The organism is Nonomuraea sp. CA-218870 (genome assembly GCF_050936535.1).
GTDB classification, from domain to species: domain Bacteria; phylum Actinomycetota; class Actinomycetes; order Streptosporangiales; family Streptosporangiaceae; genus Nonomuraea; species Nonomuraea corallina.
In genome coordinates this window covers 1255431-1281394 of sequence record NZ_JBNJMN010000002.1, presented here as the reverse complement: position 1 = coordinate 1281394, position 25964 = coordinate 1255431, and the positions used below count along the sequence as shown (strand labels likewise).

28 protein-coding genes are annotated in these 25964 nt (G+C 72.4%); 12 read left to right on the top strand and 16 right to left on the bottom strand.

Annotation, left to right across the window (positions count from 1 at the left end; translation table 11 throughout):
• The first annotated feature begins 36 nt into the window (after nt 1-36).
• On the top strand, nt 37-984 hold the full coding sequence (locus tag ACQEUU_RS34585; RefSeq protein WP_433074074.1) for a quinone oxidoreductase family protein: 948 nt from the start codon (nt 37-39) through the stop codon (nt 982-984).
• A 13-nt stretch (nt 985-997) separates the two neighbouring features.
• Here ACQEUU_RS34585 and ACQEUU_RS34580 read toward each other — a convergent pair whose 3' ends face one another.
• From ACQEUU_RS34580 to ACQEUU_RS34570, 3 genes are read right to left on the bottom strand one after another with little or no spacing between them, the layout of a single operon-like run.
• Entirely contained in the window at nt 998-2089 is a 1092-nt protein-coding gene (locus tag ACQEUU_RS34580) for a PucR family transcriptional regulator (RefSeq protein WP_433074072.1), read from the bottom strand.
• Nucleotides 2089-2880: an ABC transporter permease gene (locus ACQEUU_RS34575; protein ID WP_433074069.1), complete on the bottom strand. Its 792-nt coding sequence runs from the start codon at nt 2878-2880 to the stop codon at nt 2089-2091. The genes ACQEUU_RS34580 and ACQEUU_RS34575 overlap by 1 nt, the downstream gene beginning before the upstream one ends.
• Nucleotides 2858-3769 carry an ATP-binding cassette domain-containing protein gene (locus ACQEUU_RS34570; RefSeq protein ID WP_433074066.1) on the bottom strand — a complete coding sequence of 304 codons (912 nt, stop codon included), beginning with the start codon at nt 3767-3769 and terminating at the stop codon, nt 2858-2860. The genes ACQEUU_RS34575 and ACQEUU_RS34570 overlap by 23 nt, the downstream gene beginning before the upstream one ends.
• 130 nt (nt 3770-3899) lie before the next feature.
• Here ACQEUU_RS34570 and ACQEUU_RS34565 point away from each other — a divergent pair, with 130 nt between their 5' ends.
• Entirely contained in the window at nt 3900-4361 is a 462-nt protein-coding gene (locus ACQEUU_RS34565) for an ArsR/SmtB family transcription factor (protein WP_433074063.1), read from the top strand.
• Between the two features lie 3 nt (nt 4362-4364).
• On the opposite strand, the gene ACQEUU_RS34560 is transcribed toward ACQEUU_RS34565, so the two are convergent.
• Nucleotides 4365-5843 carry a cobyric acid synthase gene (locus tag ACQEUU_RS34560; RefSeq protein WP_433074060.1) on the bottom strand — a complete coding sequence of 493 codons (1479 nt, stop codon included), beginning with the start codon at nt 5841-5843 and terminating at the stop codon, nt 4365-4367.
• A gap of 119 nt (nt 5844-5962) precedes the next feature.
• Here ACQEUU_RS34560 and ACQEUU_RS34555 point away from each other — a divergent pair, with 119 nt between their 5' ends.
• The 3 genes from ACQEUU_RS34555 (at nt 5963) to ACQEUU_RS34545 (ending at nt 7917) form a co-directional block, all read left to right on the top strand.
• Nucleotides 5963-7327, top strand: a complete 1365-nt coding sequence (locus tag ACQEUU_RS34555) for an MFS transporter (protein WP_433074057.1) — start codon at nt 5963-5965, stop codon at nt 7325-7327.
• Nucleotides 7328-7423: 96 nt separating this feature from the next.
• Entirely contained in the window at nt 7424-7606 is a 183-nt protein-coding gene (locus ACQEUU_RS34550; protein ID WP_433074055.1) for a hypothetical protein, read from the top strand.
• A gap of 77 nt (nt 7607-7683) precedes the next feature.
• On the top strand, nt 7684-7917 hold the full coding sequence (locus tag ACQEUU_RS34545) for a hypothetical protein (protein ID WP_433074052.1): 234 nt from the start codon (nt 7684-7686) through the stop codon (nt 7915-7917).
• On the opposite strand, the gene ACQEUU_RS34540 is transcribed toward ACQEUU_RS34545, so the two are convergent.
• Complete coding sequence (locus ACQEUU_RS34540) at nt 7901-8839, bottom strand: cobalamin biosynthesis protein (RefSeq protein WP_433074050.1); 939 nt, start codon at nt 8837-8839, stop codon at nt 7901-7903. The genes ACQEUU_RS34545 and ACQEUU_RS34540 overlap by 17 nt on opposite strands.
• Nucleotides 8840-8941: 102 nt before the next feature.
• On the bottom strand, nt 8942-9724 hold the full coding sequence (locus ACQEUU_RS34535; RefSeq protein WP_433074047.1) for a phosphotransferase: 783 nt from the start codon (nt 9722-9724) through the stop codon (nt 8942-8944).
• Between the two features lie 215 nt (nt 9725-9939).
• Between ACQEUU_RS34535 and ACQEUU_RS34530 the strand changes: the two genes are divergently transcribed.
• Entirely contained in the window at nt 9940-11130 is a 1191-nt protein-coding gene (locus ACQEUU_RS34530) for a Gfo/Idh/MocA family protein (protein WP_433074044.1), read from the top strand.
• Here the strand turns inward: ACQEUU_RS34530 and ACQEUU_RS34525 are convergent.
• Genes ACQEUU_RS34525 through ACQEUU_RS34500 form a run of 6 tightly spaced genes read right to left on the bottom strand, consistent with a single transcriptional unit; the run spans nt 11114 to nt 17815 of the window.
• A complete protein-coding gene (locus ACQEUU_RS34525) occupies nt 11114-12829 on the bottom strand; it encodes a CocE/NonD family hydrolase (RefSeq protein ID WP_433074041.1) in 1716 nt (571 codons plus the stop codon). The two genes, ACQEUU_RS34530 and ACQEUU_RS34525, sit on opposite strands and share 17 nt — an antisense overlap.
• A gap of 23 nt (nt 12830-12852) precedes the next feature.
• Nucleotides 12853-13791 (bottom strand): MBL fold metallo-hydrolase, encoded by a 939-nt coding sequence (locus tag ACQEUU_RS34520; protein WP_433074038.1) that lies wholly within the window; start codon nt 13789-13791, stop codon nt 12853-12855.
• On the bottom strand, nt 13788-14702 hold the full coding sequence (locus ACQEUU_RS34515) for an alpha/beta hydrolase (RefSeq protein ID WP_433074035.1): 915 nt from the start codon (nt 14700-14702) through the stop codon (nt 13788-13790). Before ACQEUU_RS34515 ends, ACQEUU_RS34520 begins: the two co-directional genes overlap by 4 nt.
• 4 nt (nt 14703-14706) lie before the next feature.
• On the bottom strand, nt 14707-15834 hold the full coding sequence (locus ACQEUU_RS34510; protein ID WP_433074032.1) for an FAD-dependent monooxygenase: 1128 nt from the start codon (nt 15832-15834) through the stop codon (nt 14707-14709).
• Nucleotides 15835-15847: 13 nt separating this feature from the next.
• Complete coding sequence (locus tag ACQEUU_RS34505; protein WP_433074029.1) at nt 15848-16801, bottom strand: phosphotriesterase; 954 nt, start codon at nt 16799-16801, stop codon at nt 15848-15850.
• A gap of 45 nt (nt 16802-16846) precedes the next feature.
• Nucleotides 16847-17815 carry a phosphotriesterase gene (locus ACQEUU_RS34500; RefSeq protein ID WP_433074026.1) on the bottom strand — a complete coding sequence of 323 codons (969 nt, stop codon included), beginning with the start codon at nt 17813-17815 and terminating at the stop codon, nt 16847-16849.
• Nucleotides 17816-17980: 165 nt separating this feature from the next.
• Here ACQEUU_RS34500 and ACQEUU_RS34495 point away from each other — a divergent pair, with 165 nt between their 5' ends.
• The 3 genes from ACQEUU_RS34495 to ACQEUU_RS34485 all read left to right on the top strand — a co-directional run bounded on the left by ACQEUU_RS34495 (nt 17981) and on the right by ACQEUU_RS34485 (nt 20335).
• Nucleotides 17981-18595, top strand: a complete 615-nt coding sequence (locus tag ACQEUU_RS34495) for a TetR/AcrR family transcriptional regulator (RefSeq protein WP_433074024.1) — start codon at nt 17981-17983, stop codon at nt 18593-18595.
• Nucleotides 18596-18666: 71 nt separating this feature from the next.
• On the top strand, nt 18667-19272 hold the full coding sequence (locus ACQEUU_RS34490; protein ID WP_433074021.1) for a DinB family protein: 606 nt from the start codon (nt 18667-18669) through the stop codon (nt 19270-19272).
• Nucleotides 19273-19372: 100 nt separating this feature from the next.
• A complete protein-coding gene (locus tag ACQEUU_RS34485; RefSeq protein WP_433074018.1) occupies nt 19373-20335 on the top strand; it encodes a DUF1838 family protein in 963 nt (320 codons plus the stop codon).
• A gap of 24 nt (nt 20336-20359) precedes the next feature.
• On the opposite strand, the gene ACQEUU_RS34480 is transcribed toward ACQEUU_RS34485, so the two are convergent.
• Genes ACQEUU_RS34480 through ACQEUU_RS34465 form a run of 4 tightly spaced genes read right to left on the bottom strand, consistent with a single transcriptional unit; the run spans nt 20360 to nt 24132 of the window.
• Nucleotides 20360-20959, bottom strand: coding sequence for a GTP-binding protein (locus tag ACQEUU_RS34480; RefSeq protein WP_433074015.1), 600 nt, complete (start codon nt 20957-20959; stop codon nt 20360-20362).
• Nucleotides 20940-21338 (bottom strand): DUF742 domain-containing protein, encoded by a 399-nt coding sequence (locus tag ACQEUU_RS34475; protein WP_433074012.1) that lies wholly within the window; start codon nt 21336-21338, stop codon nt 20940-20942. Before ACQEUU_RS34475 ends, ACQEUU_RS34480 begins: the two co-directional genes overlap by 20 nt.
• Nucleotides 21335-21763 carry a roadblock/LC7 domain-containing protein gene (locus ACQEUU_RS34470; RefSeq protein WP_433074009.1) on the bottom strand — a complete coding sequence of 143 codons (429 nt, stop codon included), beginning with the start codon at nt 21761-21763 and terminating at the stop codon, nt 21335-21337. Before ACQEUU_RS34470 ends, ACQEUU_RS34475 begins: the two co-directional genes overlap by 4 nt.
• Nucleotides 21760-24132 (bottom strand): sensor histidine kinase, encoded by a 2373-nt coding sequence (locus ACQEUU_RS34465; protein WP_433074006.1) that lies wholly within the window; start codon nt 24130-24132, stop codon nt 21760-21762. Before ACQEUU_RS34465 ends, ACQEUU_RS34470 begins: the two co-directional genes overlap by 4 nt.
• Nucleotides 24133-24447: 315 nt before the next feature.
• On the opposite strand from ACQEUU_RS34465, the gene ACQEUU_RS34460 reads away from it, so the two are divergent.
• From ACQEUU_RS34460 to ACQEUU_RS34450, 3 genes are read left to right on the top strand one after another with little or no spacing between them, the layout of a single operon-like run.
• A complete protein-coding gene (locus tag ACQEUU_RS34460; RefSeq protein ID WP_433074003.1) occupies nt 24448-24777 on the top strand; it encodes a PadR family transcriptional regulator in 330 nt (109 codons plus the stop codon).
• 2 nt (nt 24778-24779) lie between these two features.
• Nucleotides 24780-25196: a DUF1048 domain-containing protein gene (locus tag ACQEUU_RS34455; RefSeq protein WP_433074000.1), complete on the top strand. Its 417-nt coding sequence runs from the start codon at nt 24780-24782 to the stop codon at nt 25194-25196.
• Nucleotides 25193-25957: an ABC transporter ATP-binding protein gene (locus ACQEUU_RS34450; RefSeq protein ID WP_433073997.1), complete on the top strand. Its 765-nt coding sequence runs from the start codon at nt 25193-25195 to the stop codon at nt 25955-25957. Before ACQEUU_RS34455 ends, ACQEUU_RS34450 begins: the two co-directional genes overlap by 4 nt.
• The last annotated feature ends 7 nt before the right edge of the window (nt 25958-25964 follow it).

Sequence of the window (25964 nt, the reverse complement as noted above, 5' to 3'; positions counted from 1 at the left end):
CTCCGGCCGCCGGGCGATCCGTAGTTGACTAGGGGCATGCGTGCGATCGTGCTGGCCGCCCAGGGCGGCCCCGAAGTCCTCGAGTACGTCGAACGGCCCGACCCGGAGCCCGGACCGGGCGAGGTGGTGGTCGACGTCGCCGCGAGCGGGGTCAACTTCATCGACATCTACCACCGCTCCGGCGCCTACCCGCTGCGGCTGCCCTGCACGATCGGGTCCGAGGGCGCGGGCGTGGTGTCCGCTGCCGGGCCCGGCGTGACGGACGTGGCGGTGGGCGACACGGTGGCGTGGGCGATGACGCTCGGCAGCTACGCCGAGAAGGCCGTCGTGCCCGCCCGCCAGGTGGTGCCGGTGCCCGAGGGGGTCGCGCCCGACCTGGCCGCGGCCGCGATGCTGCAGGGCATGACCGCCCACTACCTCACCCACTCCACCCACCGGGTGAAGGAGGGCGACGTGGTGCTCGTGCACGCCGCCGCAGGCGGGATGGGGCAGCTCCTCGTCCAGGTGTGCAAGATGCTCGGGGCCACCGTGTACGGCACGGCGTCCACCCCGGCCAAGGAGAAGCAGGCGCTGGAGGCGGGCGCCGACGAGGTGCTGACCTACCAGAACTTCGCCGAGCGGCTGCGCGGCAAGGTGGACGTGGTCTACGACGGCGTGGGCGCGACCACGTTCGACGGCGGGCTGGAGGCGCTGCGCCGGCGCGGGCTCATGGCCCTGTACGGGGCCGCGAGCGGTCCGGTGCCGCCGGTGGACCCGCAGCGGCTCAACCGGGCCGGGTCGCTCTTCCTCACCAGGCCGACGCTGGCCGATCACCTGGCCGAACGCGACGAGCTGCTGTGGCGGGCGGCCGACCTGTTCGACTGGATCGGCTCCGGCCGGGTGCGCGTCAACGTGTCGCACCGCTACCCGCTGGCCGACGCCGCCAGGGCGCAGGAGGACCTGGCCGCCCGGCGGACCACGGGCAAGCTGCTGCTGATCCCGTGACGGCCGCGCCCGGCTAGTCCCAGGGCCAGTCGAGCAGGCGGGCGCCGAGCACGGCAGTCTCCAGCGTGAACCGCTGGGTGGGGTCGTCCGGCGAGAACCCGGTGAGGCGGTGGACGCGCTGCAGCCGGTACGTGACCGCGCGGGTGCTGATGCCCAGCCGGCGCGCGGCGGCGGTCTGGTTGCCGTGCGCGGCGAAGACCGCCTCCAGGGTCTCCAGCAGCGGCTCGTGCCCGCCGCGCGCCCCCAGCATCGGGCTGAGCACGCTCGTCACCAGATCCTCCATCGCGCCTCTGTCGCGCAGCAGGACGGGGAAGACGAGCAGGTCGGCGGCCTTGACCACGTCGTGTCTGAGGCCGAGCCTGTCGGCCAGGTCGAGGGCGCCGGCCGCCTCCCGGTAGGAGGTGACGATCCCGCCGGGACCGCGCTGCGGCCTGCCGACGCCGACCCGCCAGCCTGCGGGGAACCGGGAGCGCACGTGGTGGGTGAACTCGCCGACCGCCGCCGGGAGCGTGGCCGGGACCACGCACACCAGCAGCCCGTCCCGCACCGCGACCAGGATGTTGTGCGAACCGAACCGGGCGGTCAGGTCGCGCTCGATGCGGTCCGGGCCGTTCTCGTCGAGCCCGCGGGCGACGGCCACCTGGTACGACTCCGCCAGCCGCAGCCCGAAGTGCTCGGCCCGTTCCGCCAGCCGCTCGGCCCGGCCCTGCAGCAGGTCGTCGACGAACACGCGGCGTTCCTGCTCGGCCTCCCGCAACGCGGCGTGCTGGGCCTCCTCGTACCCGGCCATGAGGGCGCCGACGGACCTGCGCAGCGCCGGCAGCAGCGCCGGCGGCGGTGCCGCCGGAACGTCCGCGGACGGAGCGCGGGGCGTCAGGGCGGCGGCCAGGGCGGCGTCGACCAGCCGGCGTAACGGCACGCCCAGCTCGGCGGCGCGGCGGCCGTCGGCGCGGCAGGCGTCCAGTTCGTCCCTGCCGGGCAGCCGGCCGGTGCCGGCGGCCGCCCGCAGCACCCGAAGGTGCCCGCCGAGCAGCTCGGCGGGCAACTCGGCGGGCACCTCGGCGGGCACCTCGGCGGGCAGCTCGGCGGGCACCGGCGGAGGCATCACACGCCCACGTCGCGCCGGTCGAAGGCGAGCACCGCGGTCAGCGCCAGCACCGCCGCGGCCCCGGCCAGCACCAGGTAGTCCCCCACCGGCAGCCCTTCGTGGAGCGGCCGGCCGGCGGCGTAGTAGTGGAACGGCGACGCCCACTTCAGCCAGGCGATGGCGTCCACGCTCCGCCCGAGGGTGACGACCACGTACCCGGCCACCGCCCACACCCCGGTGACCGCCATGGCGGGCCCCTTGCGGCCGGTGGCCGCGCCGACGGCCAGGGTGACCGCGCCGAAGAACAGCCCGAGCAGCAGGACGCCGGTGTGCGCCGCGAGTATCCGGTCGAACGGCACCCCCATCCCCACCGCCTCGGCCAGCACCCAGGTGATCAGCAGCGTCACGGCGGCCACCGCCACCAGCCCGGCCACCAGGGCGGCGAACCGCTCCAGAACGAGCCGTCTGCGGTCGATCGGGAGCGTGACGACGAGCTCCAGCGTCCCGGCCTCCTCGGGTTCGGCCAGCGCCCGGTTGGCGATGATCATGGCGCAGGCGAGGAAGAGGAACGGCACGAAGAGCTGGTAGACGACCGACTGGAGGTAGCCGGCGCCGCTGGTGAAGTCCTCCAGGCCGCCCATGAGATCTTTGAGCGCGCCGGGGAACTTCGCCATCGCCTGCGGCCCATAGATGTCTTGATTTGTCTTGATATTTCCGTAAACGCCCAGGTAGATCGCCATGAAGGCGCTGATCCCGATCGTCCAGCCGATGAGGGCCCGCCGGTAGTCACGCAACGACTTGGCGATCATCGTGCCTCCCCTCCTCGCCGTAGTAGGTCAGGAAGATCTCCTCCAGGTCCGGCTCCGCGCTGACCAGGTGCACCACGGTGAACCTGGCGGCGGCCTTGACCAGCGCGTCCGGCCGGCCGTCGATCGTGCAGCGCACGCTCGCGCCCTCGACCCGCAGGTCCCGCACGCCCGGCAGCCCCGCGAACGCCTCCGGCGGCACGGGCGCGTCGAAGTGCAGCTCCACCCGCCGCACCGCCTTCTCCCGCAGCGCGGCCACGTTCTCCACGGCGACGAGCCGCCCGGCCCGTACGATGCCGACCCGATCGGAGACGTGCTCCACCTCGGCCAGCACGTGCGAGGACATGAGCACGGTCCTTCCGGCCAGGCGGACCTCCCGGAGCATGGCGAGGAACTCCTGCTGCACCAGCGGGTCGAGGCCGCCGGTCGGCTCGTCCAGGATGAGCAGCTCGGGCTCGTGCATGAACGCCTGGATGAGCCCGACCTTCTGTTTGTTGCCCTTGGAGAGCTTGGCCATGGGCACGCCCAGGTCGGCGCCGAGCCGCTCGGCCAGCTCCTCGATCCGGCCGTGAGGCACCCCGCCGCGCACCCTGCCGAGGAACCGCAGGTAGTCGTGGGCCTTCTCCCGGCCTTCGAGGACGAGCTCGCCCGGCAGGTAGCCGATCCTGGCCCGTACGGCGGCCTCCCGCGAGCCGGCTCCCAGGACGGTGACCCGGCCGCGGGTGGGCCGGATGACGTCGAGCAGGAGCCGGATCGTGGTGGTCTTGCCGGAGCCGTTCGGCCCCAGGTAGCCGAAGATCTCTCCCGGCTGGATCTCCAGGTCGAGGTCCTCCAGTCCACGGCGGCCGCCGTAGTACTTGGTCAGCCCCTCGGCCAGCACCACTGCTGTCATGCCCGCCATGGTGCCCGTCCGGGGGCGCCGCCGTCACTGGCGGGCTCCGGCAAGGTAGGCGGCGGTTCGCTTCCGGCACCCGGCAACCGCCGACTTTGGAATTCCGGTTTTCCGGGTATCTTTCAGCCTCGTGACGACGATCGAGGAGCGGGTGGCCGCGCTGGAGGCCCGGGTCACCGCGCTGGAGGGCGGGGCGTCCGAGCCCCGCGACGCCGGCGAGGAGTCGGGAGTGCTGATGTACGGCGGGCATGCCAGGTTCGGCGACCACCGGTGGAGCTGGGAGATGGCGCGACCGCCCGGCTGGCTGGTGGAGCAGCCGCCGGGCCCGCTGGCGGCCGTGCTGGCCGCGGCCGGCCACCCGGCCCGGCTGCACCTGCTGCAACTGCTCGTGCGGGGTCCCCTGGCCGTCTCCGATCTGCAGGCCGAGCTGTCACCGGCCTCGCAGGGGCAGCTCTACCACCATCTCAAGACCCTCGGCTCGGCCGGGCTGGTCGAGCAGCCTGAGCGCGGCGTCTACCGGGTGCCGCCGAGGGCCGTCTTCCCGGTGCTGGCGCTGATCGCCGCGGCGACGGACGTGGTCCACCCCCGCTGACGGTCACCGGGCTCCTGGCGGCAGGCCGGGCACGTCCGGCGGGCCGTTCCTGATCAGGTCGAGCAGCGCCCCGGTGTCCAGGTTCCGCTCCACCAGGTCGCCGAGCGCGTCCAGGCGCCGCTCGCGCAGCAGGGCGAAGTCGGTGGCCGGGTCGGGCTCGAACGCGCGGCCCGCCCGTCCGGCCACGTCCGCCAGGAAGGCGCGCCTGAAGGCGTCGTTCTCCAGCGCCCCGTGCCAGGTCGTGCCCCACACGTTCGCGACGCGGCAGCCGTCCAGGAACGGCTCGCCGCCCTCCACCATCACCCGTCCGTGGTGGATCTCGTACGCGTGCACCGGATGCCCGTACGCCTGCCCGGACGGCCTGCCGAGGACCTTGTCCGGCCCGAACACCACCCGGGCGGGCAGCAGCCCGAGCCCGGGGACCCGGCCCGCGCCGGACTCCACGTCGTCCACGATCTCCCTGGCGAGCATCTGGAAGCCGCCGCAGACGCCGAGCACCGGCCCGGCCCGCGCGGCGAGGGCGTCCGCCAGCCCGCGCTCGCGCAGCCAGGCCAGGTCGGCGACGGTGGCGCGGGTGCCGGGCAGCACCACCAGGTCGGCGTCGTCCAGCTCGGCCGGGCCGGTGACGAACCGCACCACCACGCCCGGCTCCGCGGCCAGCGCGTCGACGTCGGTGAAGTTCGACACGCGGGGCAGCCGCACCACCGCCACCCGCAGCGTCTGCCTGCCGTACGGGCGACCGGCCACCACGTGGCGGCCGTCGAGGGCCAGCGAGTCCTCGACGTCCATCCAGGGCCCGTCGAGCCAGGGCAGCACCCCGTACACGCGCCGCCCGGTCAGCTCCTCGATCAGGTCCAGGCCCGGCCGCAGCAGCTCCTGCGCGCCCCTGAACTTGTTCACCACGAACCCGGAGACCAGCGCCTGGTCCTCGGCGTCCAGCAGGGCGACCGTGCCGTAGAAGGCGGCGAGCACCCCACCCCTGTCGATGTCGCCGACGACGATCACCGGCAGTCCCGCGGCCCTGGCCAGGCCCATGTTGGCGAGGTCGCCGGCGCGCAGGTTGATCTCGGCGGGGCTGCCCGCGCCCTCGCACACCACCACGTCGTAGGCGTTCCTGAGCCGGTCCAGCGACTCCAGCGCCGCCGACCGCAGCCGGTCCCGGAGCGACCCGTACTCCATCGCGTCCACGTCGGCCAGCGGTCGGCCCATGAGCACCACCTGGCTGCGGCGGTCGCTGCCGGGCTTGAGCAGGATCGGGTTCATGTCGGCCACCGGCTCCAGGCCGGCGGCCCGCGCCTGCGCCGCCTGCGCCCGGCCGATCTCGGCGCCGTCGGCGGTCACGTACGAGTTGAGCGACATGTTCTGGGCCTTGAACGGCGCCACCCGGACGCCCCGGCGGGCCAGCCAGCGGCAGATGCCCGCGGTGACGACGCTCTTGCCGGCGTCGGATGTGGTGCCCGCGACGAGCAGCGCCCCTCTCACGCGCTCCACGGTAACGGTGCGACCGAAATCACCCATTTACGAATCCTGTGACTTCTGCCACTCTGACTAGAACGAATACCTAGAACTGAATTCTAGAGCTGTCTGGGGAAAGGTAGGGCATGGTCGGAACGCTGGGCTCGGCTCGCACCGGCAAGATCGACGCCACGTCCTCGGCGCCGTTCGGCTGGGCGCCGCTCGTCGTGCTCTTCATCGTCGGCCTGGTCGACCGCGTCGAGGCCAACCTCCTGTCGGGAGTGTTGCCGCACATCATCGCGGAGTGGGGGATCAGCGACGTCGCGGCGGGCGCCATCCCGACCGCCGCCGCGATCGCCGGGGCGATCGTGGCCATCCCCGCCGGATACCTGGCCGACCGCTACAGCCGCACCCGCATCATCGCCATCGTGGTCTTCATCTGGGCCATCGCCACGGCGGGCTCCGGACTGGCCACCGGGTTCGCGATGTTCTTCGGGATGCGGGTGCTGCTCGCCGCCGCCGAGAACATCGACAACCCGGCCTCGGGCAGCCTGCTCGCCGACTGGTACCCGCCGGTCAGCCGGGCCAAGGCCTACGGGCTGGTCCGGGTCACCACCTACCTCGGCGGCGTCGGCACCCTGATCGGCGGGGTGCTCGCGCACCAGCTGGGCTGGCGGCAGGCGTTCCTCATCATGGTCATCCCCGGCGTGCTCACGGCCCTGCTGGTGTGGTTCCTGCGCGAGCCGCGCCGCGGCGAGCTGGACCGGATCGTCGCCGGCGCCCCCGCCCCAGGCCCGCAGGCCGCCGTGCACGCCGAGCCGGTGCCCGAGGCCGCGCCGGACACCATTCCCGTGCACGACAAGGTGCCGTTCCGCACCCAGTTCCGCCAGATCCTCCGCATCCCCACGCTGATCTTCGTGTGCGTCGGGCTCGGCCTGCTCACCCTGGGCCTGGCCGGCGTCTTCTACTGGATGACGACCCTGATGGTGCGCTCGTTCGGGGTCACCACCGACGTCGCCGGGTCGCTGAGCGGCCTCATCACCATCACCGGCACGCTGAGCGGCACCCTCGTGGGCGCCTGGCTGGGACGCCGGTGGCACGGCGCCCGCAAGGGCGGCCGGCTGCTCGCGGGCGGTGGCGGCATCACGATCGGTTCGCTGATCCTGGCGGTCGCGCTGTCCATGGACTCGCTGCCCGCGCTGGCCGCGCTGACCGCGCTCGCCAGCGCCTCGATGTCGATCGCCATCCCCAACATGACGGCCTGCCTGGCCGACGTCGTGCCGGCGAGCGCCAGAGGGCTCGGCTTCGCCGTGCTGCAGTTGCTGATGGCGGGCTTCGGCGCGTTCGGCTCGCTGATCGTCGGGATCGTCTCGCAGTACAGCGGCTCGCTGGTGACCGGCATGTACGCGCTGGTCCCCGTCATGGTCGTCGGCGGTCTGCTGACGCTCGGCGCCCGCGCCTCGTTCGAACGGGACGCGCGCAAGGTCCTGGACGCGGCCCGCGCCTCCTGACCGCCACGGGCGGAAGAGTTCCGGCTCTTCCGCCCTTTCGCGTCCGCAGAAGAGCGACGACGGCCGCGAACGCTGGTGGCGCCGGAGCACACGGCCATGCATCCCGACATCCATCTGCGGCTCATGGAGATCCGCGACGCCGAGTTACGCGAACGCGCCGACCGGTGGCGCGCCACCCGCCACCGGCGGCCCATGATGAGCTGGCGCGCCGGCTGGACCCTCGTCGAGCTGGGCCTGCGTCTCGTCCACCGGACTCCCGCCCACTTTCAGCGCATTTAATGTGATCCGCCAATGTGATCCGCCGGTGTATCAAGTGACAGGGTCCTCACTCCATGAGGTTGTCGAAGGAGGCACTCGTGGAATCTGAGGACGGCCGCGTCATCCTGTTCCTCGTCATCGCGATCGCACTGTTCATCGCCGGCCGCCGCTACCAGACGCTGGTCACCACCCGGCGGGCGTGGCGGGACGCGATGCGACTGGTCATCACTCGCAGGCAGGTGGCCGCCGGCGCCACCAGGTCCATGCTCTGGGTGGCCGTCATCACCGGGTTCCTCCTCTGGCTGGTGGCGAGCCTCAACCGGGTGATGTGACCCGGCGCACCGCCCACGCGGCCAGCACCGCCGCACCCGCGGCCGCCAGGCTCACCGCCCTGGTCAGCCGCACCGCCCGCCGGATGTCGCCCACCTGAGGCCGGGGTCCGTCGCCCATGGTGGGCCGGTGCTCCACCCTGCCGCCGTACACGTTCGCACCGCCGAGCGTGACGTCCAGCGCGCCCGCGAAGGCCGCCTCGCACCGCCCGGCGTTCGGGCTCGGGTGGCGGTGGCCGTCCCGGCGCAGCACGGCCAGCGCCCGGCGCCGGTCCGGCGCGGCCAGCACGGTGATCAGGCCGGTGAGCCTGGCCGGCACGTAGTTGGCCACGTCGTCCAGCCGTGCCGCGGCCCACCCGAACCGTTCGTACCGCGGCGACCGGTGGCCCACCATGGCGTCCAGCGTGTTGACCGCCCGGTAGGCCAGCAGCCCCGGCACGCCCGCCACCGCCCCCCAGAACAGCGGCGCCACGACCGCGTCGGAGGTGTTCTCGGCCAGCGACTCCACCGTCGCCCTGGCCAGCTCCGGCGCCTCCAGCTCCGACGGGTCGCGCCCGCACAGGTGCGGCAGCCGCGCCCTGGCCGCCCGCAGGTCGCCCGACTCCAGGGCCGAGGCCATGCGGGCGCCCTCCCGCGCGAGGGTGGTGCCGCCCAGCGCCGCCCAGGTGGCCGCCGCGGTCAGCGCGGTGCGGGCCAGCGGGCTCCCGGCCCGCTCCGCCAGCAGCCCGGCCCCGGCCGCCGCCCCGACGCACACCGCGACGTACCCGGCGCCGTTCGCCCGCGCGTCCGCGTACATCCCGCTCTCCAGCCGGGTCGCGGCCCGCCCGAACAGCGCGACCGGATGCCCCCGGCGCGGATCGGCGAACACGGCGTCGAGCGCCACCCCGAGCGCCAGCCCGGCGGCGCGATCAGACCAGACACCCATGCGCGCCATCCTCCCGCACACCCCGGCGGAAGAACCCGGCGCCCCATCCCCACGCGCGCACCGGTGAGGCGCGGCCCGTCTCGCGGCCCGGCTCTCGGGTGGTCACACGAGCGAGGTGCGCAGGCCGTCCTCGTGGGCGTCCAGCCAGGCGGAGGCGCGGCGGATCCGTTCGCCCGCGCCGCCGGCCCACATCCGCGCCCAGCTCCCGCCGCCCGCCGCCCGCGTCTTCATGACCGCGTACGAGCGGTGGAAGCGCAACCGCGCCACCTCCAGCAGCCGGCGCCGTTCCCTGGGCGGCGTCCCGTACGCGTCGCAGAACAGCCGCAGCCGCTCCCCCACGTCCACCCCGCGCAGCAGCGGATGGCGGTCGACCGGGTCGGCGATCGGCGCCCAGTGGCGCAGGGTCGTCACCATGTCGAACAGCCGCGTCGTCGGCCGCGCCTGGTCGAAGTCGATCATCGCGTACGGTGCCCCGCCGGAGAACACGACGTTGGCCGGGGTCAGGTCGCAGTGGCCGATCACCTCCGGCGGCGCGTCGTCGTTGGACCCGCCGGCCCAGCCGTCGCGGTCGAGCGGCAGCCCTTCGGTGGCGTCGTGGAACCGGCGCAGCAGCCGCGCGAGGTCCGCCAGGGCCTCGTCGGTGACCGAGAGCAGGCTCACGCCGGTCGTGCCGGGCAGGTAGGTGAGCACCTCGCGCCCCAGCTCGTCGAACCCGAGTACGCGCGGCGCTCCCCCGAAGCCGGCGGCTTCCAGGTGGCGGAGCAGGGCATGCACGGCAGGCGTCGAGGGAGTCGTCGGCCTGCGCACCGTGTCACCGACGCGCACCACGCCGTCGGTCACGTCCCCGCCCTGCAAGGGGATCTCATGCAGGAGCGTCGCGAACATGCCACGACAGCTTAGACCCTTCCGGGCCGTCCGCGCCGGGAGTTTCGGTCTCGCCGCCGGGCCGCCGCGACCCCTCGAAGGCGGACCGGCCCGATCTCGGGACGGTCACAGGTCCGTCGCCGGCGCGCATCTCCTGTCGCTTTCTGATCGTTTATGCCTATTTATCGCCATAAACAGGCATAAACTCCTCCCGCACCCCGCGAGAAGGAGGCTCAGTGGAAGACCTGCGTGTCGGAGTCGTCGGCCTCGGCCTGCGGGCCGACCTCGCCCGCGCCGCGCACCGGCCCGGACGCGGATCGGTCGTCACGGCCGTCTGCGACACCGATCCGGAGGCGATCCGGCGCCGGGCCGCGGACTTCGGCGAGCCGGCGATCTTCACGGACCACCGGCGCCTGCTCGACCGCGACGACCTGGACGCCGTCCTCGTCCTCACCCCCGACGACACCCACGAGCGGATCGCCGTCGACTGCCTCGGCGCGGGAAAGGCCGTCTACCTCGAGAAGCCGATGCACATCACGGTCGAGGGCTGCGACGCCATCCTGCGCGCGGCCCGCGCGACCGGAACCCGCCTGTACGTCGGCCACAACATGCGTCACATGGGCGTGGTCCGGATCATGCGCGACATCATCATGCGCGGCCTGATCGGCGAGCCGAAGACGGTGTGGGTGCGGCACTTCGTCGCCTACGGCGGCGACTACTACTTCAAGGACTGGCACGCCGAGCGCGAGCGCACCACCGGTCTGCTGCTGCAGAAGGCGGCGCACGACCTCGACGTCGTCCACTGGCTCGCCGGCGGGTACACCGAGCGGGTCAACGCCTTCGGCGATCTGATGCTCTACGGCGGGCTGCCCCGCCGGGCTCCCGGCACCCCCCGCCCGGACGGCTGGCTGCGCGCGTTCGACTGGCCGCCCACCCGGCGCCGCGACCTCAACCACCGCATCGACGTCGAGGACGTCAGCGTGATGAACATGCGCCTGGACAACGGCGTCATCGCCGCCTACCAGCAGTGCCACTTCACGCCCGACTACGTCCGCAACTACACCGTCATCGGCACGGAGGGCCGGCTGGAGAACTTCGGCGACCGCCCCGGCGACATGGTCAAGGTCTGGAACACCGGGCCCACCGGTTACCGGGACGACTGCGACCTGGCGTACGAGGTGCCCGCGGCGGACGGGTCGCACGGCGGCGCGGACGCGCGGATCATCGCCGAGTTCTGCCGGTTCGCGCGGGAGGGCGGGCACACCGACACCTCGCCCGTCGCCGCCCGGATGAGCGTGGCCGCCGGTCACGCGGCCACGCTCTCGCTGCGTGACGGCGGCATGCCGTACGACGTGCCGCCGCTCGACCCCGGCCTGGCCGCCTACTTCGACCACGGCCAGGCGGAACCGGCTACGCCCGCCTCGTGAACGGCAGCACCAGCCGGGACGGGTGCGCGGCGTCCCGGTAGATCTTGTGCGTGACGGGGCGGCCCACCGGCAGGTGGAACGCGTCCGGCGGCAGCAGCGCGTTGTGCGCGTCGGCCAGGGGCTCGTCGTTGGACAGCTCCGCCACCAGGCGGTGGCCGGGGTTGAGGGTGGCCGCGAACGGATAGAGCCGCAGCACGTACTCCTCGATCTTCCCGGGCTGCACCGGCACGGCGCGGGTGTGCGGGTGGTACGGGTCGCCCTCGCGCGTCCGGTCGTCCAGCTCGCGGTGCGACGCCTTGAGGAAACCGGTGGTGAGCAGCTGACGGCTCCCGTCCGGTGCCGCGTCCCACAGCCGCATGATGAAGTTGGTGTCGTCCTGGTCGATCTCCGCGAACAGGTGCGCCGCGCCGGGCCCGATCAGCTCCGTGGGCTCCTCGAACGGCGGGGTGCTCCAGCTGAGGATCTCCACCTTGTCGGTCACCGTCAGCGGCGCCTGGTAGAAGCCGTCGGGGGCGGCGTGCTCGGCGCCCATCAGCTCGGGCTCGCGGGAGAGCCTGCGGCGCGGGCGCAGGTAGAGCGGCCGGTGGTCGATCTCCTTCGGCGGCCACTGCGCCGCGGTGACGACCTGGCGCGAGCCCTCCACGAAGACGCTGACGGCCGGCTCGTCCATGATCCCGTTGTCGACGCCCTTGAGCCAGTACTCGTACCAGCGGAACATCTTGTCGTGCTCCTCGATCCAGGGGCGCGACTGCATGGGAGGGTACGAGCCGATGTCGAGCTTCTTGGGGCCCTTGAGCACGTGGAAGAGCTCGATGTGGCCGTCGACGGTCCAGCCTCGGCCCTGGTCGATCTGCAGGTAGACCGGGATGTCGATGTTCTCGGCCAGCCTGATGGGGTTGCGCTCCTCGTACCACTCGCCGTCGAGCGGGTTCATCACGATGTCGAACCAGAACTCGCGGTTCTTCGGGTATCTCAGCACGTGCACCAGGTTGGGCCACGCGGCCACGTCCGGGTCCCTGAGCCGCTCCTCGACGAGCTCGGCCAGCCTCTCCGGGGTGTGGACCTCCCGCATCCGGGACCTGACGTCGGTGTGCGCGATGCCGGAGTCGCCGCCGCGCCCCTCCCGGGCCGCGCGCGGCATGAACCACATGACGCCGCCGTGGTACGTGGTCTCGTAGAAGTCGAAGTGCCCGCCGCTGACGAAGATCGCCTTCAGGTGAGGGGGCCGTTCGGCGGCGGCCAGCACCTGCATCGACCCGAAGTACGAGATGCCGATCATGCCGACGTTCCCGTCGCACCACGGCTGCGCGGCGACCCACTCGACGACGTCGTACAGGTCCTGGCCCTGGGGGACGCCGCCGGCGTTGTAGTTGCCGATCATGACGCCGCCGGAGTCGCCGGTGCCGCGCATGTCGCCGATGACGTGCACGTAGCCCTCCGCGACCACGCGCGCGATGTCGCCGGCCTCGATGCAGCCGTCCCACATCGGGCTGGGGCGGCGCTGCGGCGGCGTGGTGAGGGCGAGGGCCTGCAGCTCCTTGCCGTAGGCGCTCATCGCGATCAGGGCCGGCCTCGGCCTGTCCTCCGCGGCGTGGTAGGCGTCAGCGGCGAGGGTGACCCCGTCGCGCATCGGCACCCGCAGGTCCTTGCGGACGGCGATCGTCTGCTCGCCCGCCCGGATCGTCTGGAAGTCAGCCATGGTGGGTGGTTCCTTGTCCTCTTTCAGGAGTTCTGGTCGGCGTGCGCGCGGTAGCCGTGCATCGAGGTGAAGAACGGCGACGGTTCGAGCGCGGGGTCGCCGGTGTAGCCGAGGCTCCGCGCGACCGGGTCGAACGGGGAGTACGGCGAGTCCGTCTCCCGCAGGCCGTCCCGGAGGCAGCGCCGGGCCGCCTCGCCGACCCGGGCCTCGAGGTCCAGGCTCGCCTGGATGGCCTGCGCCGCCTGGCCGGCGTCGAGCTCGACGCCGTACGGCCGGCCGTCCGCGCCGCGGTACGGGTGCCCGAGGTACAACTGCCGCGGGCGCACCTCGTCGCGCAGGTGGAGCAGCCCCGCCCGGTAGGCGACCGGGTCCGCGTAGCCGGGGAAGCCGTTGGCGGCCCCGTGGACCTGGACCGCGTCGCCGACGAACGCGGAACGCCGGCCGTCGATCACGTAGGCCACCGACCCGGGCGTGTGCCCGGGGACCGGGTGGACGGACACGGTCACGTCGCCGCCCAGTGAGAGGGTCTCGCCGCCCTGGAGCGCCAGGGCCGGCTCCAGCTCGCCGGAGATGACCGCGTCCGCGGCGGCGGCCACCTTCGCCGCGCCCTCGGGGTCCTTCAGGTAGCGGCCCCGGCCGTTCAGATACTCCTCCACGTGCGCCCGGCGCGAGCGCAGCATCGGCGCGTCGGCCTCGTGGATCACCACCCGCGCGCGGCGGCCGGTCAGCTCCCACAGGGCGTGCGCGCCGCCGACGTGGTCGATGTGACCGTGGGTGAGCAGGATCCAGCGCACATCCTCGACGCGGCGCCCGATGGCCTCCAGCGCGGGGGCCATGCCCTCGGCGGGCGAGGACGCGATCCCGGTGTCGACGATCGCGGGCTCGGGGGCGTCGATGTAGAAGCTGTACAGCCCGAACCGGCCCCACGGGGAGACCAGCGGGTGCACGTCCCCGTGTCTCATGACGCGCCCCTGAGGAAGGCGGCCGTCTCCTCGAAGACCCGGTGGTACTCCGGGATCCAGGAGAAGTGCTGCACGAACCCGTGGTTGGCGCCGGGGTAGCGGATCACCGCGGCCTCCACCCCGGCCTCCTTCAGCCGCCGGCCGTAGAGTTCGCCCTCGTCGCGCATCGGGTCGTACTCGGCGGTCACGATCAGCGCGGGCGGCAGCCCGCCGAGGTCGGCCCGCTTGATCGGGGACACCCGCGGATCGGCCGGGTCGGCGCCGCTGTCGAGGTAGAAGGCGTTGAACGGCTTGAGCCCCGCCGTCTCCAGCCCGTAGCCGACGGCGTTCTCGCGCAGCGAGGGGTAGCGGGCGGTGTCGAAGTCGAGGTCGAGCGACGGGTAGTACAGCACCTGGTGGGTGATCCGGTCGAAGCCGTCGTCGTGCGCCGTCGCGGCGACGGCCGCGGCGAACGTGCCGCCGGAGCTGTCACCGGCGACGGCCAGCGTCGTGCCGTCCCAGCCCAGGCTCCCGCCGTTCGCGGCGGCCCAGCGGACGACGGCGTAGCAGTCGTCGAGCCCGGCGGGGAAGGCGTGCTCGGGCGCCCGACGGTAGCCGGCGGAGACGACCTTGAGGCCGGTCTCCTTCGCCAGCGACCGGGCGACGTGGTCGTGGGTGTCCAGGCTGCCGAGGAAGAAGGCGCCGCCGTGGAAGTAGATCAGCAGGCCGTGCGTCCCGGCCTCGTCCGGCGTGTAGATCCGTACCGGGACCTGGCCCGCCGTGGCGTCCTCGACCGCGTGCAGCGGCAGCCGCTCCGCCACGGGCGGCACCTGCGCCTCCTCGGCCGCGCGCATGGCCGCCGGGTCCAGCGGGCCGGGAGGCGGGGGCGGCAGGGTGGCGAGCGCCTTGGCGATGTCGGGGTGCAGCGGCATGGTGTCAGCCCTCCTTCGACGCGAACCGCTGGGACTCCGGCTTCTGGCCGGGGAAGACGTCGCTGATCTCGTCCTCCGTCCAGCCCTGGCGGGAGATCCGCTGCAGCTCGTCGGTCACGGGCTTGCGGGCGGCCTGGTAGCCGGCCAGCGCCTCCTTGACCGAGCCGGCCTCCTTGAGCGCGTCGGCGAGGGCGCCGGCGTCCAGGATGGCCGAGTTCGCGCCCTGGCCCTGGTGGTGCAGCATCGAGTGGGCCGCGTCGCCCACGAGGACGACGGAGTCGGAGTGCCAGGTGTCGACCGGGTCGATGTCGTACACGGCGCGGCAGTTGACGGCGTCCATGTCGAGGCCGCGGGTGATGTTCACGATCCGCTCGTCGAAGCCCTCGACGGTCCTCAGCAGGTCGTCCTTGGTGACCTTCGGCGCCCAGGTGGCGTCCGGGCACAGGGCGGTGATGTCGAACGAGACCTGGCCGCGGTGGCGCAGCGGCAGGAAGTAGACCTTCGTGCCGCGGCCGATGTACATCCGGAAGTTGTCGTCCACCGCCATGCCGTGGGCGTCCTCGACGGGGATCACGACGCGGTAGGCGTGCTCGCCGGAGAACACCGGCTGGTTGTCGCCGAACAGCTGCGCGCGCACGACCGACTTGATGCCGTCGGCGCCGACCACCAGGTCGGCGGTGACCGACTCGCCGTTGGCGAAGGTCAGCGTCGCCCTGTCGCCCTCGTCCTCGATGGTCTCCAGTTTGTGGCCCAGGTGGACCATGCCCTCGGGGAGCACGCTCATGAGCGCCTCGATGAAGTCCCCCCGGTGGATCAGGCGGGTCTTCTCGCCGAAGACGTCGATCTCCGGCCACGCCTCCTTGATGATCGGGTCGGCGGTGGCGCTGAGGATCTCGAAGTAGTCGCTCGGCGAGCTGACCCCGGCGATCGCGTCGAAGACGCCCCATTGGCGGAACCGGTCCATCGTGGACGGCCGCAGGCCGATGCCGGCGCCGACCTCGCGGATGGCGCTCGCCCGCTCGTAGACGTTGACGGTGGCGCCGAGGAGGCTCAGGCCCTTGGCCGCGGCGGCGCCGGCGTAGCCCGCGCCGACGACGGCGATGTTCAGGTTCTTCAGGTCCGAGGGCTGCATGCTGGGGTCCTTGTCAGTTCTGGAGCGTCAGGAAGTCGGCGGGGTTGTCGACGAAGATGGTGGTGATCGCGGCCTCGTCGAGACCTGCGGCGCGCAGGTCCGGGATGAGGTCCTCGAAGAGGTAGTTGACGGTGTGGCCCTTCACCCCCGGCCAGCCCAGCGGGCTGCAGTTGGCGTCGGCCGAGGCGAGCACCCGGTCCAGGTGTCCCTGCCGGATGAAGCGGAGGAAGTGGTCCAGCCGCTCCTGGCGCGGACGGGCCCAGAAGGGCGGGTCCTCCAGCTCGGTCTCGTAGCCGAAGGTGTCGAACCCGATCCGGCCGCCCTGCTCGGCGATCCAGGTGTCGCGCGTCCTGTCCGCGTTCACGCCGTCGTCGACGTGGCCGAACAGGACGCGGTCGAGCGGGAGGCCCTCGGCGGTGAAGATGGCGATCGCGTTCTCGGCGTCGATCGCGAGGTGGGTCAGGACGGGCGCGCCGGTGGCCAGGGCGGCGCGGGCGGCGGCGCGGTAGATGCGCTTGTCCAGGTCCGTCATGCGGCCGCCGCGGCTCACGCCGACCTTGATGACGCCCGCCCGGCCGCCGGTGCCGCCGATGCCGACGGTGATCTCGTGGATGAAGTGCTCGGTCAGGTAGTCCACGCTCGCCCGGGCGAAGAACGGCAGCGCGGTGTCGCCGCCGACGAAGCCGGTGCTCGCGACGATGTGCACGCCGGTCTTCGCGGACAGCGTCCGGTAGTAGTCGACGTCCCGGCCGTTGCAGATGCCGGTCGCGTCGACGAACGTGCCGCCGCCGTACTCGTGGAAGCGGCGCAGCTTCGGAACGGTCTCCTCGTACCGCTCCTCGGGCGTCTTCCACCACTTCGTGTCCAGCTCGGAGCCCGGCATGCCGTAGCCGATGTGCTCGTGGACGGCCACGAGACCCAGCTCCTCGGTCGGGATCGGCCCCAGAACGGTGTTAACTCTCGACACAACGCCCACCTCCGGAAATGACGTGACGGTCTCGGACTGCCGTGCTCAGCGCACCGGCAGCAGGTCGCGCGGGTTGTCCACGAGGATCCGGCGGACGTCCTCGTCGGCGACGCCCCGCTGCTTGAGGAGGGGGACGAACGCGGTCAGGACGTGGCTGTAGCTCACCTCGGTGCCCGGGTGGCCCTTGGCGACGCCGGTCGCGCTGCTGGAGAGCAGGATCCGGTCGCCGTGGCCGGCCTCGATCAGTTCGGCCACCAGGGCGGCGCGCTCGGCGTCGGTGACGTGGCCGCCGTCCTCGGTGCCCACGTGGTCGAGGGTCGCGTAGGCACCGCGGGCCGCGACCGCGAGCGGCGCGCCCGCCGCGACGGCGTCCTCGCGGTCGAGCCCGCCGACGGCGACGCGACCCGCGGGCAGGCCCTCGTCCAGGACGACCTCCAGGTCGTGCACGGCGTCGTGGCCGTACCGGATCGAGACCGGGACGCCGGTGCTCAGGGCGGCGCGGGCCGCGCCGCGGAACAGGCTCTCGTCGGTCGCGGTCATGCCCGCGCGGGTCGCGGCGGTGGCCACGAGACCGGCGACGGCGCGCCGTTCGACCCGGGGCACCACCATGCCCTCGGTGACCTCCTTGGCGAACAGGTCGGCGAACTTCCCGGCCGGCCAGGGCGTCGGCGGGTCGGTCTGCGGCGTGAGGAAGTAGCCGCCGAGCAGGTCCTCGGGGCCCTGGCCCGTCGAGGCGACGATGTGCACGCCGGTCGCGCGCGAGAGCGTCTCGTACAGGCGCACGTCGCGGCCGTGGAACATGCCGGTGCTGTCGACGATCGTCCCGCCGCCGTGCTCGCGGAAGTCGACGAGCTTCCCGGCGAGGATCTCGAAGATCTCGGCGCGGTCCATCGTCACGTCGAACGCGAGCTCCGCGCCGGGGAGCACCGACAGCAGCGCCTCGTGGACCGCGACGACTCCCAGCTCCTGCGCGGGAACGGGGCCGAGGACGGTGTTCACGCTCTGGACACGCATCGCTGTCCCTCCTTGGGTCTCGGCAGGTGACCGGGGTCAGGCATGCTGTGAATCGTGTCACCTCAATTTACACGACGTCAAGTAAGCATCCTGGACGTTAATTTTATATTTCCCTCGTACGAGAACAGACCGGCCACCCGGCAGGACGTGCCCTAAGCTGACGGCATGGCGACGCTCCGTGCGGCACAGAAGGAGATGACGCGCAAGCTCCTGCTCGACGCCGGCCTGGACCTGTTCGGGTCCAAGGGCTACGCGGCGACGACGGTCGACGACATCGCGTCGGCGGCGGGGACGACGCGCGTCACCTTCTACGCGTACTTCCCCTCCAAGGTCGACCTGATGAAGGCCCTCATCGCCGAGCGCCTCAACGCCGCGCTCGACCGGCTCCCCTCCCCCGAGCACGGGTCGACCGCGCGGGAGCTGGTCGCCGTGGTCGAGGACGGCTCGCGCGAGCGGATCCGCGCGTGGCTCGCCGCCACCTCGGACCGGTGGGACCTGATCCGCCCCTACACCACCACCGCTTTCGAGGCCGCGGCCGTCGACCCCGAGATCCGCGCGCTCTTCGACGCCTGGCTGGACGAGGCCATCGGCGACGTCGAGGAGGGTCTCGACCGCGCCGGCCGTTTCCCGGCCGGCACCCGCCGCTTCCGCAGCGTCCTCGCCATCACCGAGCTCGACCACGTCGCCCGCCATTGGAAGCCCGGGACGTGGGGCGTCGACCGCGAGGCGATGCTCGACGTCCTCACCGAGAGCTGGCTCGGCTCCATCGGCCGCTCCTGACCCCCGCCGAATAACCGGTGGCGCCGAATAACCGGTGGCGCCGCGAAACCGGCATGGCGCACGATGCCTGGGTGACTACGTCGGAAGAGCACGAATCCGTACCCGAGCGGTGGACGAAGTCGACCGTGTACCTCGACATGTGGGTCAACCCGGACGACGACCCGCGCGAGGAGGGCGACCCGCCCGGCGACGAGCGCGCCATCCTGCTCAGCTCCCTGCGCTACTACCGCCTGACCGTGGAGATGAAGTGCGCCGGCCTGGACGCCGAGCAGCTCGCCAGGCGGTCCGTCCCCCCGTCCACGATGTCCCTGCTCGGGCTGGTGCGGCACCTGACCGAGGACGAGCGGCACCTGCGCCGGGTCATGGCCGGCGAGGACGCGCCGAGGCTCTACCGCACCGAGGAGGACCGTGACGGCGACTGGAACGGCGCCGTCGCCGACCCCGCGGTGGTGGAGGACGCCTGGCGGCGGTGGCGCGCCGAGGCGGAGCTCACCGACCGGTTCGTGGCCGGGGTCCCCGACCTCGGCGCCTGGAACACCGGCGTCTCCGACTACGGCCCCGACGGAGCCGACCTGCAGCTGCGCGACGTGCTGGTGGCGCACATCGCGGAGTACGCGCGCCACTGCGGCCACGCCGACCTCCTGCGCGAGCGCATCGACGGCCGCGTCGGCCAGTGAGCCGGCAGGCGGGCTGGACAAGGCTTCGCCCGGCATGATCACATATGGCGCTGTTCCGCTTGCTCCTCCGCGTGAAAGGCGTCTCGTGATCAGAAGAAGTATGACGGGGCTGTTAGCCCTCGTCCTCGTCCTCGGCGCCGGTGCCCCCGGCGCCTCGGCGGACGCCACGTCCGGCGACCCCACCCATCCCGGCCCCGTCTACAGGACGGTCACCGACAAGAGCGCGAAACTGTCCCTCCAGACGTTCGGCCGTCCGGACGGCAAGGACATGGTGTTCCGCATCTCCGGCTCGGTGTACGCCAACATCGAGGGCAACAGCCTGGACCCGGCGCTGCGGCACGGCCAGAAGCTGTTCAACATCGAGGGGTACAACATCCGGCGGCTCTACCGGGCGCCGGGGACGAACCAGCTCTACCAGCTCTCCCGGGAGATCGTCTTCTACACCGACCCGGCCGACCCGCAGCGGATCGCGCGCGAGTGGCGCAACCCGGTCGACGGCAGGACCTACCCGGTCGTCCCCATCAACAACGACACGGTCAACTTCGGCCCGTTCCCGATCTCGTCCGCCTACGTGGGCCCGCCGCTGCAGCGGCTGCACGACGAGACCGTGTGGACCAGCGACATCCCTGTGCGGACGAACTTCGGCGCCACACTGGGCGAACGGTTCGGCCTGGTCGGCGGCGTGTACGCGGCCCAGGAGATGTTCGACTTCTCCGTCGACGACCGCGAGGTGGCGGCCCGCACCAAGCCCGGCGTCCCGGCCGGCGCGATGAAGACGAAGATCAGCTGGGCCAGGACCAGCCCGTGGGCGCCGTTCATGTGCCTGGCGGAGAGCGAGACGCGCGGGCAGCTCACCTACCACGCCCGCAGCTGGTCGCTGAACTCCTACGCCGACATCGAGCCGTGGCTGCGGGCCGAGGTGGAGAAGAACCACCCGCTGTACAAGGCCGCCCCCAGCGCGCCGGGGGCCAGCGAGAACTCCTGGACGTCCTTCCGCAACAAGCAGCTCCGCCAGGGCGCCGTCACCTGGGCGGACTGGTGCGCCGCCAACGGCCGCGGCTGAGCCTCCCCGACGCGAGCGCCCGGGTCAGACCGCGGGGCGCGGTGCGCTGCCGGACCGGGCGGCCATCAGGTGGTCGACCAGCGCCAGCAGCACGTCACGCCCCGCCGCCCGGTCGCGCGCGTCACAGAGCACCAGGGGCACCTGCGGATCGAGGTCGAGCGCCTTGCGGACCTCCTCCTGCGTACGGTCCCTGACCCCGTGGAAGCAGTTGACCCCGACGACGAACGGGATGCCGCGGCTCTCGAAGAAGTCGATCGAGGCGAAGCTGACCTCCAGCCGGCGGGTGTCGACCAGGACGACCGCGCCCAGCGCCCCGTTGACCAGGTCGTTCCACATGAACCAGAACCGTTCCTGCCCGGGCGTGCCGAACAGGTAGAGCACCAGCCGCTTGTTGATGGTGATGCGGCCGAAGTCGAGCGCGACCGTGGTGGTGGCCTTGCCGCTGACGCCTTCCAGGTCGTCCACGCCGACGCTGGCGTGGGTCAGGTACTCCTCCGTGCGCAGCGGGGGCACCTCGCTCACCGCGCCGACCAGGGTCGTCTTCCCGACGCCGAAGCCGCCGGCGATGAGGATCTTCACCGCCATGGGAGCCGGGGCTCCCCGGTCAGAGTTCGCGTAACCCATCCCTCACCGCCTCCAGGATCGCCATGTCGGGAAGACCGCCCGCCCGCGCGAAGGCCAGCGGCGGGCGGGCCCGCACGTGACCCGACTCGACCAGATCCCCGACGAGGATCTTGGTCACCGACACCGGGAGGTTCAGCGCGGCGGCGACCTCGGCCACCGCCAGCGGCCGCTTGCACAGATCGAACACGGCGCGGTGCTCCGGCTGCATCCTCAGCCGCCCGCGCCCGGTCTCCGGGAAGGAACCGGAGACCGTGGTCACCAGGGTGATCAGCGCCAGGTCGTCCCGTTCGGGAGCGGTCCGCCCGCCGGTGATCGTGTAGGGACGGACGAGGGACTCCTCGGCGTCATCGTCCTCGAAGCCCTCCGTCCAGTGCCTCATCCGTGTCTCTCCCCGCCGTGCGGCGTACGGGCGTCGGCTCCCAGCTTCTGGCCGACCTGCTGGATCAGGGTGTGCATCGCGACGCTCATCAGCTCGGCGTCGACCTCCTGGGACGCGACCACCGCCAGATGGGTCCCCCGGCCCGCCGCCGTGATGAACAGCCACAGGTCGGCCATCTCGATGATCACCTGGTGGACCGGCCCGCCGCTGAAGAGCTGGCCGACGCCGCGGGCCAGGCTCTGCTGGCCGGTGGCGATCGCGGCCAGCCGCTCGGCGTCCGCGCGGTCGATGGACCTGGACCGGCTGATCACCAGCCCGTCGTCGGACAGCACGATGGCGTGCCGGGTGCCCGCGACCTGATCGACCAGGCCGTCCAGCAGCCAGTCCAGGTCTACGTTGGTGGCGGTGGTGCGCTGCGTCATCATCGGTCTTCCGTCGTGGGTGGACTGGGCTCGGCGGATCCGCCCGCCCCGGGCGTGCGGGCGTCGTCACCGGTTCTGCGCCTGCGCGACTGCCTCTGGAAGGCGCCGATCGTGGCACCGGATCGTCGGGGCTGGTCCCGTACGGTCCAGGACTCCTCGCCCGTACGCTCCGCCCTGTCCGACGGGACCCTCAGCTCCGCCGCCAGGCTGGCCTGGCGGACCCGCTGGGGCAGCGGGCCGCGGCCGGGCGGCGGCGCGGCGCCCCGGTCCGGCGGTCCCGGCGACGCCGAGACGGACGCCATCGCGCGTCCCCGGGTGCGGGCCGGCAGCTCGCCCCCGTCACGGGGCGCGCCGGCCGGCTCCGGGGCCTCCGGGGGGACCTCCTCGGTGCGCGGGGCGGGGGCCGGCGCCGTGCGGGGGCGCTCCACCACCAGCGACTCGGGGAGCAGCACGATGACCCGGGTCCCGCCGAAGGCCGAGGTGCGCAGCTCCACCTTGAGGCCCAGGCTCGCGGAGAGCCGCGCGACCACGTACAGGCCGAGACGCACGTCGTCGGCGTGGGTCATCACGTCCAGGCGCGGCGGCGACCGCAACAGCTCGTTGGCGGCCTCGTACTGCTCGGGCTCCATGCCGAGGCCGCGGTCCTCGATCTCCACGGCGACGCCCCGGCTGACCGGAGCGGCCCGCACCTCCACCGGGGTCATCGGCCGGGAGAAGGCGGTGGCGTTCTCCATGAGTTCCGCCAGCACGTGGACCAGCGGCCCCACCGCGCGCTCGGCGATCCACGGCTCACCCTCGACGTCGATCGAGATCCGGCGGTAGTCCTGCACCTCGCCCTGCGCGGCGCGCAGCACGTCGAGCAGGTGCACCGGCTTGCGCCAGCGCCGCTGCGGCTGCCCGCCGCCGAGGATCACCAGGTTCTCCTCGTACCTGCGCAGCCGGGCGGTGAGGTGGTCCAGGTCGAACAGGCCCTCCAGCACCTCCGGGTCCTCGTGCCTGCGCTCCAGCTCGTCCAGCTTCTTCAGCTGCAGGCCGATGAGGATCTGCGTGCGGCGGGCGATCCGCTGGAGCATGCGCTGGAAGCCGCGGTGCTGTTCGGCCTGGCGCACGGCGGTCAGGACGGCGCTGCGGCTGGCCAGGTTGAGCGCGTGCCCGAGTTCGCCGAGTTCGTCGGGGGTGGGCCGGAGCATGCGCACCTCCGCGTCCACGTCGACGTCCTCGCCGCGTTCCAGGCGGGCGACCACCTCGGGCAGCCGTTCCTGGAGCTCCTGGGCCTCGCGGCGCAGGTGCAGGATGCGCCGGCGCAGGACCGCGGTCAGCCGCCAGCTCGTGAAGAACACCAGCACCAGGGCGAGCAGGCCCACGGTGGAGATGCTGACGAAGACGGTGAAGACCATGGTGGCGTGGTCGTAGCCGATCCTGCTCAGGTTCGCGAACCGCAGGTCCAGCAGCTCCCGCAGCTGGCCGGTGACCTCGTCCATCGCCGAGCGCCACGCGGCGCCGTCGTCGCGGAGCGTCACCTGGTCGGCGACGGCGCCGGAGCTGATCAGCCGCCCTTCCAGCGTGGTCAGGGTCTGCCACGCCCTGCCGTCCGTCATCGCCGCGTACGGGGTCTCGTCGCCCGTCAGCGCGGGGATCACCCGCGACCGCATGAGGTGGTTCCTGGTGCCGACGGCGTCGGTGACGATGCCGTACTCGGTCCTGGTCAGGCGCCCCGTCTCCCAGCCGCGGGCCAGGACGGCGTCCTCGCGGCCGAGCATGTAGACCACCCAGTACAGGTCGACCAGGGCCTGCGCCTGCCTGTTCACCTCGCCCTCGTCGGTCTTGCCGAGAGCGGTCAGCACCGCGAGGTCCGACTCCAGGACGCCGCTGTAGTAGTCGAAGGCGCGCTGCGCGCTGGACCAGCCGGCGTCCACCGACCGGCGCTGCTCGGCCAGGCCGGTCAGGCCGCGATCGGTCCTGGCGATGGCGTCGAGGAGCCCTTCCTGCGCGTTCTCGGCGTCCAGGCCCGTCAGCGGGCGGAAGGCCGCCACGGCCCGGTCGGTGACCGCGCGCTGCTCGGCGAGCTGGTCGCGGGCGGCGCTGCCGGGGGCGGCCAGCACCTGCGCGGTGAGCCGCCGCTCCTGGTCGATGCTGAAGAGCAGCTCCGCCGCGGGCCTGCCGACGGTGTCCGTGGCCAGGTCCATCTGGACCTTCTCCGCCTGCCACTGCGTGGCCAGCTGGGACATGCCCGAGGCCAGCAGCGGGGCGAACGTCAGGCTCGGCACGAACACGACGATGAGCAGCACGGTGCGCAGCTTGAGCCGCCGGGCACCTTTCAGCCGTCGCGGCCCGTCGCCGGCCGGCTCCGTTAACCCGTTCCCGTCGCCCATCGTCCCCATCCGTTGTCGCCCGACCTGCCGCGTGCGGGACTCACTCCTCGCCGATCGGCGAGTGAATGAAGAAGATCGCTGTCGGAGCGATCGATGCACGATCGTAGCCATGCGACAGTTGAGTCGAAAGCCCCCGATTCACCGGCATGGGCGGGGTTTTCGACCGATCAACGGGTTGACGTGTGGAATCGCGCGTTAGAAAAGGGACCGGGCCATCGGCGGTCGAAAAGCTTCACGGCCATGCTTGCGCCTCCGCTATTCAGCGTTACTATGTACCAGTAGTCATCATCACTAGGTAGCTGAAGAGGTTGTTCCGTGAGCAAGCTGATGACGGAGATGCTCAAGGGGACGCTGGAGGGCGTCGTCCTCGCGATCCTGGCGACCCGGCCCGCGTACGGCTACGAGATCACGGCGTGGCTGCGGGACCAGGGCTTCTCCGACATCGCCGAGGGCACGGTCTACGCGCTGCTGGTCAGGATCGAGCGGCGCGGGCTCGTCGACGTGGAGAAGGTGCCGTCCGAGAAGGGGCCACCACGCAAGGTGTACTCCCTGAACGCCCGGGGACGCGCGTATCTCGACGAGTTCTGGACCGCCTGGGGCTTCCTCACGGAACGGCTCGGACAGCTTCGCGAAGGAGCCGAGTAGCCGTGGACACAGGGACGAACGAGCCGAAGAGGCGCTACCTGCGCTATCTGGAGGTGGTCACCGGATCGCTGGAGGAAAAGAGACGCTGGTGGCGGTACAAGGCGCGCGTCAAGGAGCTGCCGGAGGACTACCGCCTCGCGGCCGAGGCGCTGGAGCGGTACCTCATGCACTTCGGGCCGGGTGACGGCGCCGAGGCGGCGTCGATGTTCGAGGACCTCGCCGACCTGTTCGAGCGGAGCGCCGCGGACGGCACCCCGATCCGCCAGATCTTCGGACATGACCCCGTGGAGTTCGTCGAGGCGTTCCTGCAGAACTACTCCTCGGGCAGCTACGTCCGCCGCGAGCGCGAACGGTTCACCGACGCCATCGCCCGCGCCGCCGGCGAGACCCCCCGCGACGACGACAGGACGGTCCGATGACGACCCGGCGAGCCCACGCGATCCATGTCGAGGGCCTGGAGAAGTCGTACAAGGAGCTGCGGGTGCTGCGCGGCGTGGACTTCGCCGTGGCGCGAGGCGGCATCTTCGCCCTGCTCGGCTCGAACGGGGCGGGCAAGACCACGGCGGTGAGAATCCTGTCCACGCTGCTCAGGCCCGACGCGGGGACCGCCCGCGTCAACGGCTTCGACGTGGTCACGCAGGCCGCGGAGGTGCGCGCGTCGATCAGCCTGACGGGGCAGTTCGCGGCCGTGGACGAGATCCTCACCGGGCGGGAGAACCTGACGCTCGTGGCCCGGCTGCGCCACCTGAGGCATCCGGACCGGATCGCCGACGACCTGCTCGGCCGCTTCTCGCTGACGGACGCGGGCGGGCGCAGGGCGGCGACGTACTCCGGAGGCATGCGCCGCCGCCTGGACCTCGCGATGAGCCTCATCGGCGACCCCGCGGTCGTCTTCCTGGACGAGCCGACGACCGGGCTCGACCCGCAGGCGCGCGTCGAGGTGTGGCAGGCCGTCAAGGAGCTCGCCGGCCGGGGCACGACGGTGCTGCTCACCACGCAGTACCTGGACGAGGCCGAGCAGCTGGCCGACCGGATCGCGATCCTCCACCAGGGCCGGATCATCGTCGAAGGCACGCTCGCCGAGCTGAGGCGCCTGCTCCCGCCCGCCGAGGTCGAGTACGTCGAGAAGCAGCCGACCCTTGAGGACGTCTTCCTCACCCTCGTCGGCCCGAAGACCTGAGGAACCC

Excerpts from the sequence above, each read along its gene's own strand:
- ACQEUU_RS34585 (WP_433074074.1), top strand. The coding sequence starts at position 37 with ATGCGTGCGATCGTGCTGGCCGCCCAGGGCGGCCCCGAAGTCCTCGAG.
- ACQEUU_RS34580 (WP_433074072.1), bottom strand. The coding sequence starts at position 2,089 with ATGCCTCCGCCGGTGCCCGCCGAGCTGCCCGCCGAGGTGCCCGCCGAG.
- ACQEUU_RS34575 (WP_433074069.1), bottom strand. The coding sequence starts at position 2,880 with ATGATCGCCAAGTCGTTGCGTGACTACCGGCGGGCCCTCATCGGCTGG.
- ACQEUU_RS34570 (WP_433074066.1), bottom strand. The coding sequence starts at position 3,769 with ATGACAGCAGTGGTGCTGGCCGAGGGGCTGACCAAGTACTACGGCGGC.
- ACQEUU_RS34555 (WP_433074057.1), top strand. The coding sequence starts at position 5,963 with ATGGTCGGAACGCTGGGCTCGGCTCGCACCGGCAAGATCGACGCCACG.
- ACQEUU_RS34550 (WP_433074055.1), top strand. The coding sequence starts at position 7,424 with ATGCATCCCGACATCCATCTGCGGCTCATGGAGATCCGCGACGCCGAG.
- ACQEUU_RS34540 (WP_433074050.1), bottom strand. The coding sequence starts at position 8,839 with ATGGGTGTCTGGTCTGATCGCGCCGCCGGGCTGGCGCTCGGGGTGGCG.
- ACQEUU_RS34535 (WP_433074047.1), bottom strand. The coding sequence starts at position 9,724 with ATGTTCGCGACGCTCCTGCATGAGATCCCCTTGCAGGGCGGGGACGTG.
- ACQEUU_RS34525 (WP_433074041.1), bottom strand. The coding sequence starts at position 12,829 with ATGGCTGACTTCCAGACGATCCGGGCGGGCGAGCAGACGATCGCCGTC.
- ACQEUU_RS34520 (WP_433074038.1), bottom strand. The coding sequence starts at position 13,791 with ATGAGACACGGGGACGTGCACCCGCTGGTCTCCCCGTGGGGCCGGTTC.
- ACQEUU_RS34515 (WP_433074035.1), bottom strand. The coding sequence starts at position 14,702 with ATGCCGCTGCACCCCGACATCGCCAAGGCGCTCGCCACCCTGCCGCCC.
- ACQEUU_RS34510 (WP_433074032.1), bottom strand. The coding sequence starts at position 15,834 with ATGCAGCCCTCGGACCTGAAGAACCTGAACATCGCCGTCGTCGGCGCG.
- ACQEUU_RS34500 (WP_433074026.1), bottom strand. The coding sequence starts at position 17,815 with ATGCGTGTCCAGAGCGTGAACACCGTCCTCGGCCCCGTTCCCGCGCAG.
- ACQEUU_RS34495 (WP_433074024.1), top strand. The coding sequence starts at position 17,981 with ATGGCGACGCTCCGTGCGGCACAGAAGGAGATGACGCGCAAGCTCCTG.
- ACQEUU_RS34485 (WP_433074018.1), top strand. The coding sequence starts at position 19,373 with ATGACGGGGCTGTTAGCCCTCGTCCTCGTCCTCGGCGCCGGTGCCCCC.
- ACQEUU_RS34480 (WP_433074015.1), bottom strand. The coding sequence starts at position 20,959 with ATGGGTTACGCGAACTCTGACCGGGGAGCCCCGGCTCCCATGGCGGTG.
- ACQEUU_RS34475 (WP_433074012.1), bottom strand. The coding sequence starts at position 21,338 with ATGAGGCACTGGACGGAGGGCTTCGAGGACGATGACGCCGAGGAGTCC.
- ACQEUU_RS34470 (WP_433074009.1), bottom strand. The coding sequence starts at position 21,763 with ATGATGACGCAGCGCACCACCGCCACCAACGTAGACCTGGACTGGCTG.
- ACQEUU_RS34465 (WP_433074006.1), bottom strand. The coding sequence starts at position 24,132 with ATGGGCGACGGGAACGGGTTAACGGAGCCGGCCGGCGACGGGCCGCGA.
- ACQEUU_RS34450 (WP_433073997.1), top strand. The coding sequence starts at position 25,193 with ATGACGACCCGGCGAGCCCACGCGATCCATGTCGAGGGCCTGGAGAAG.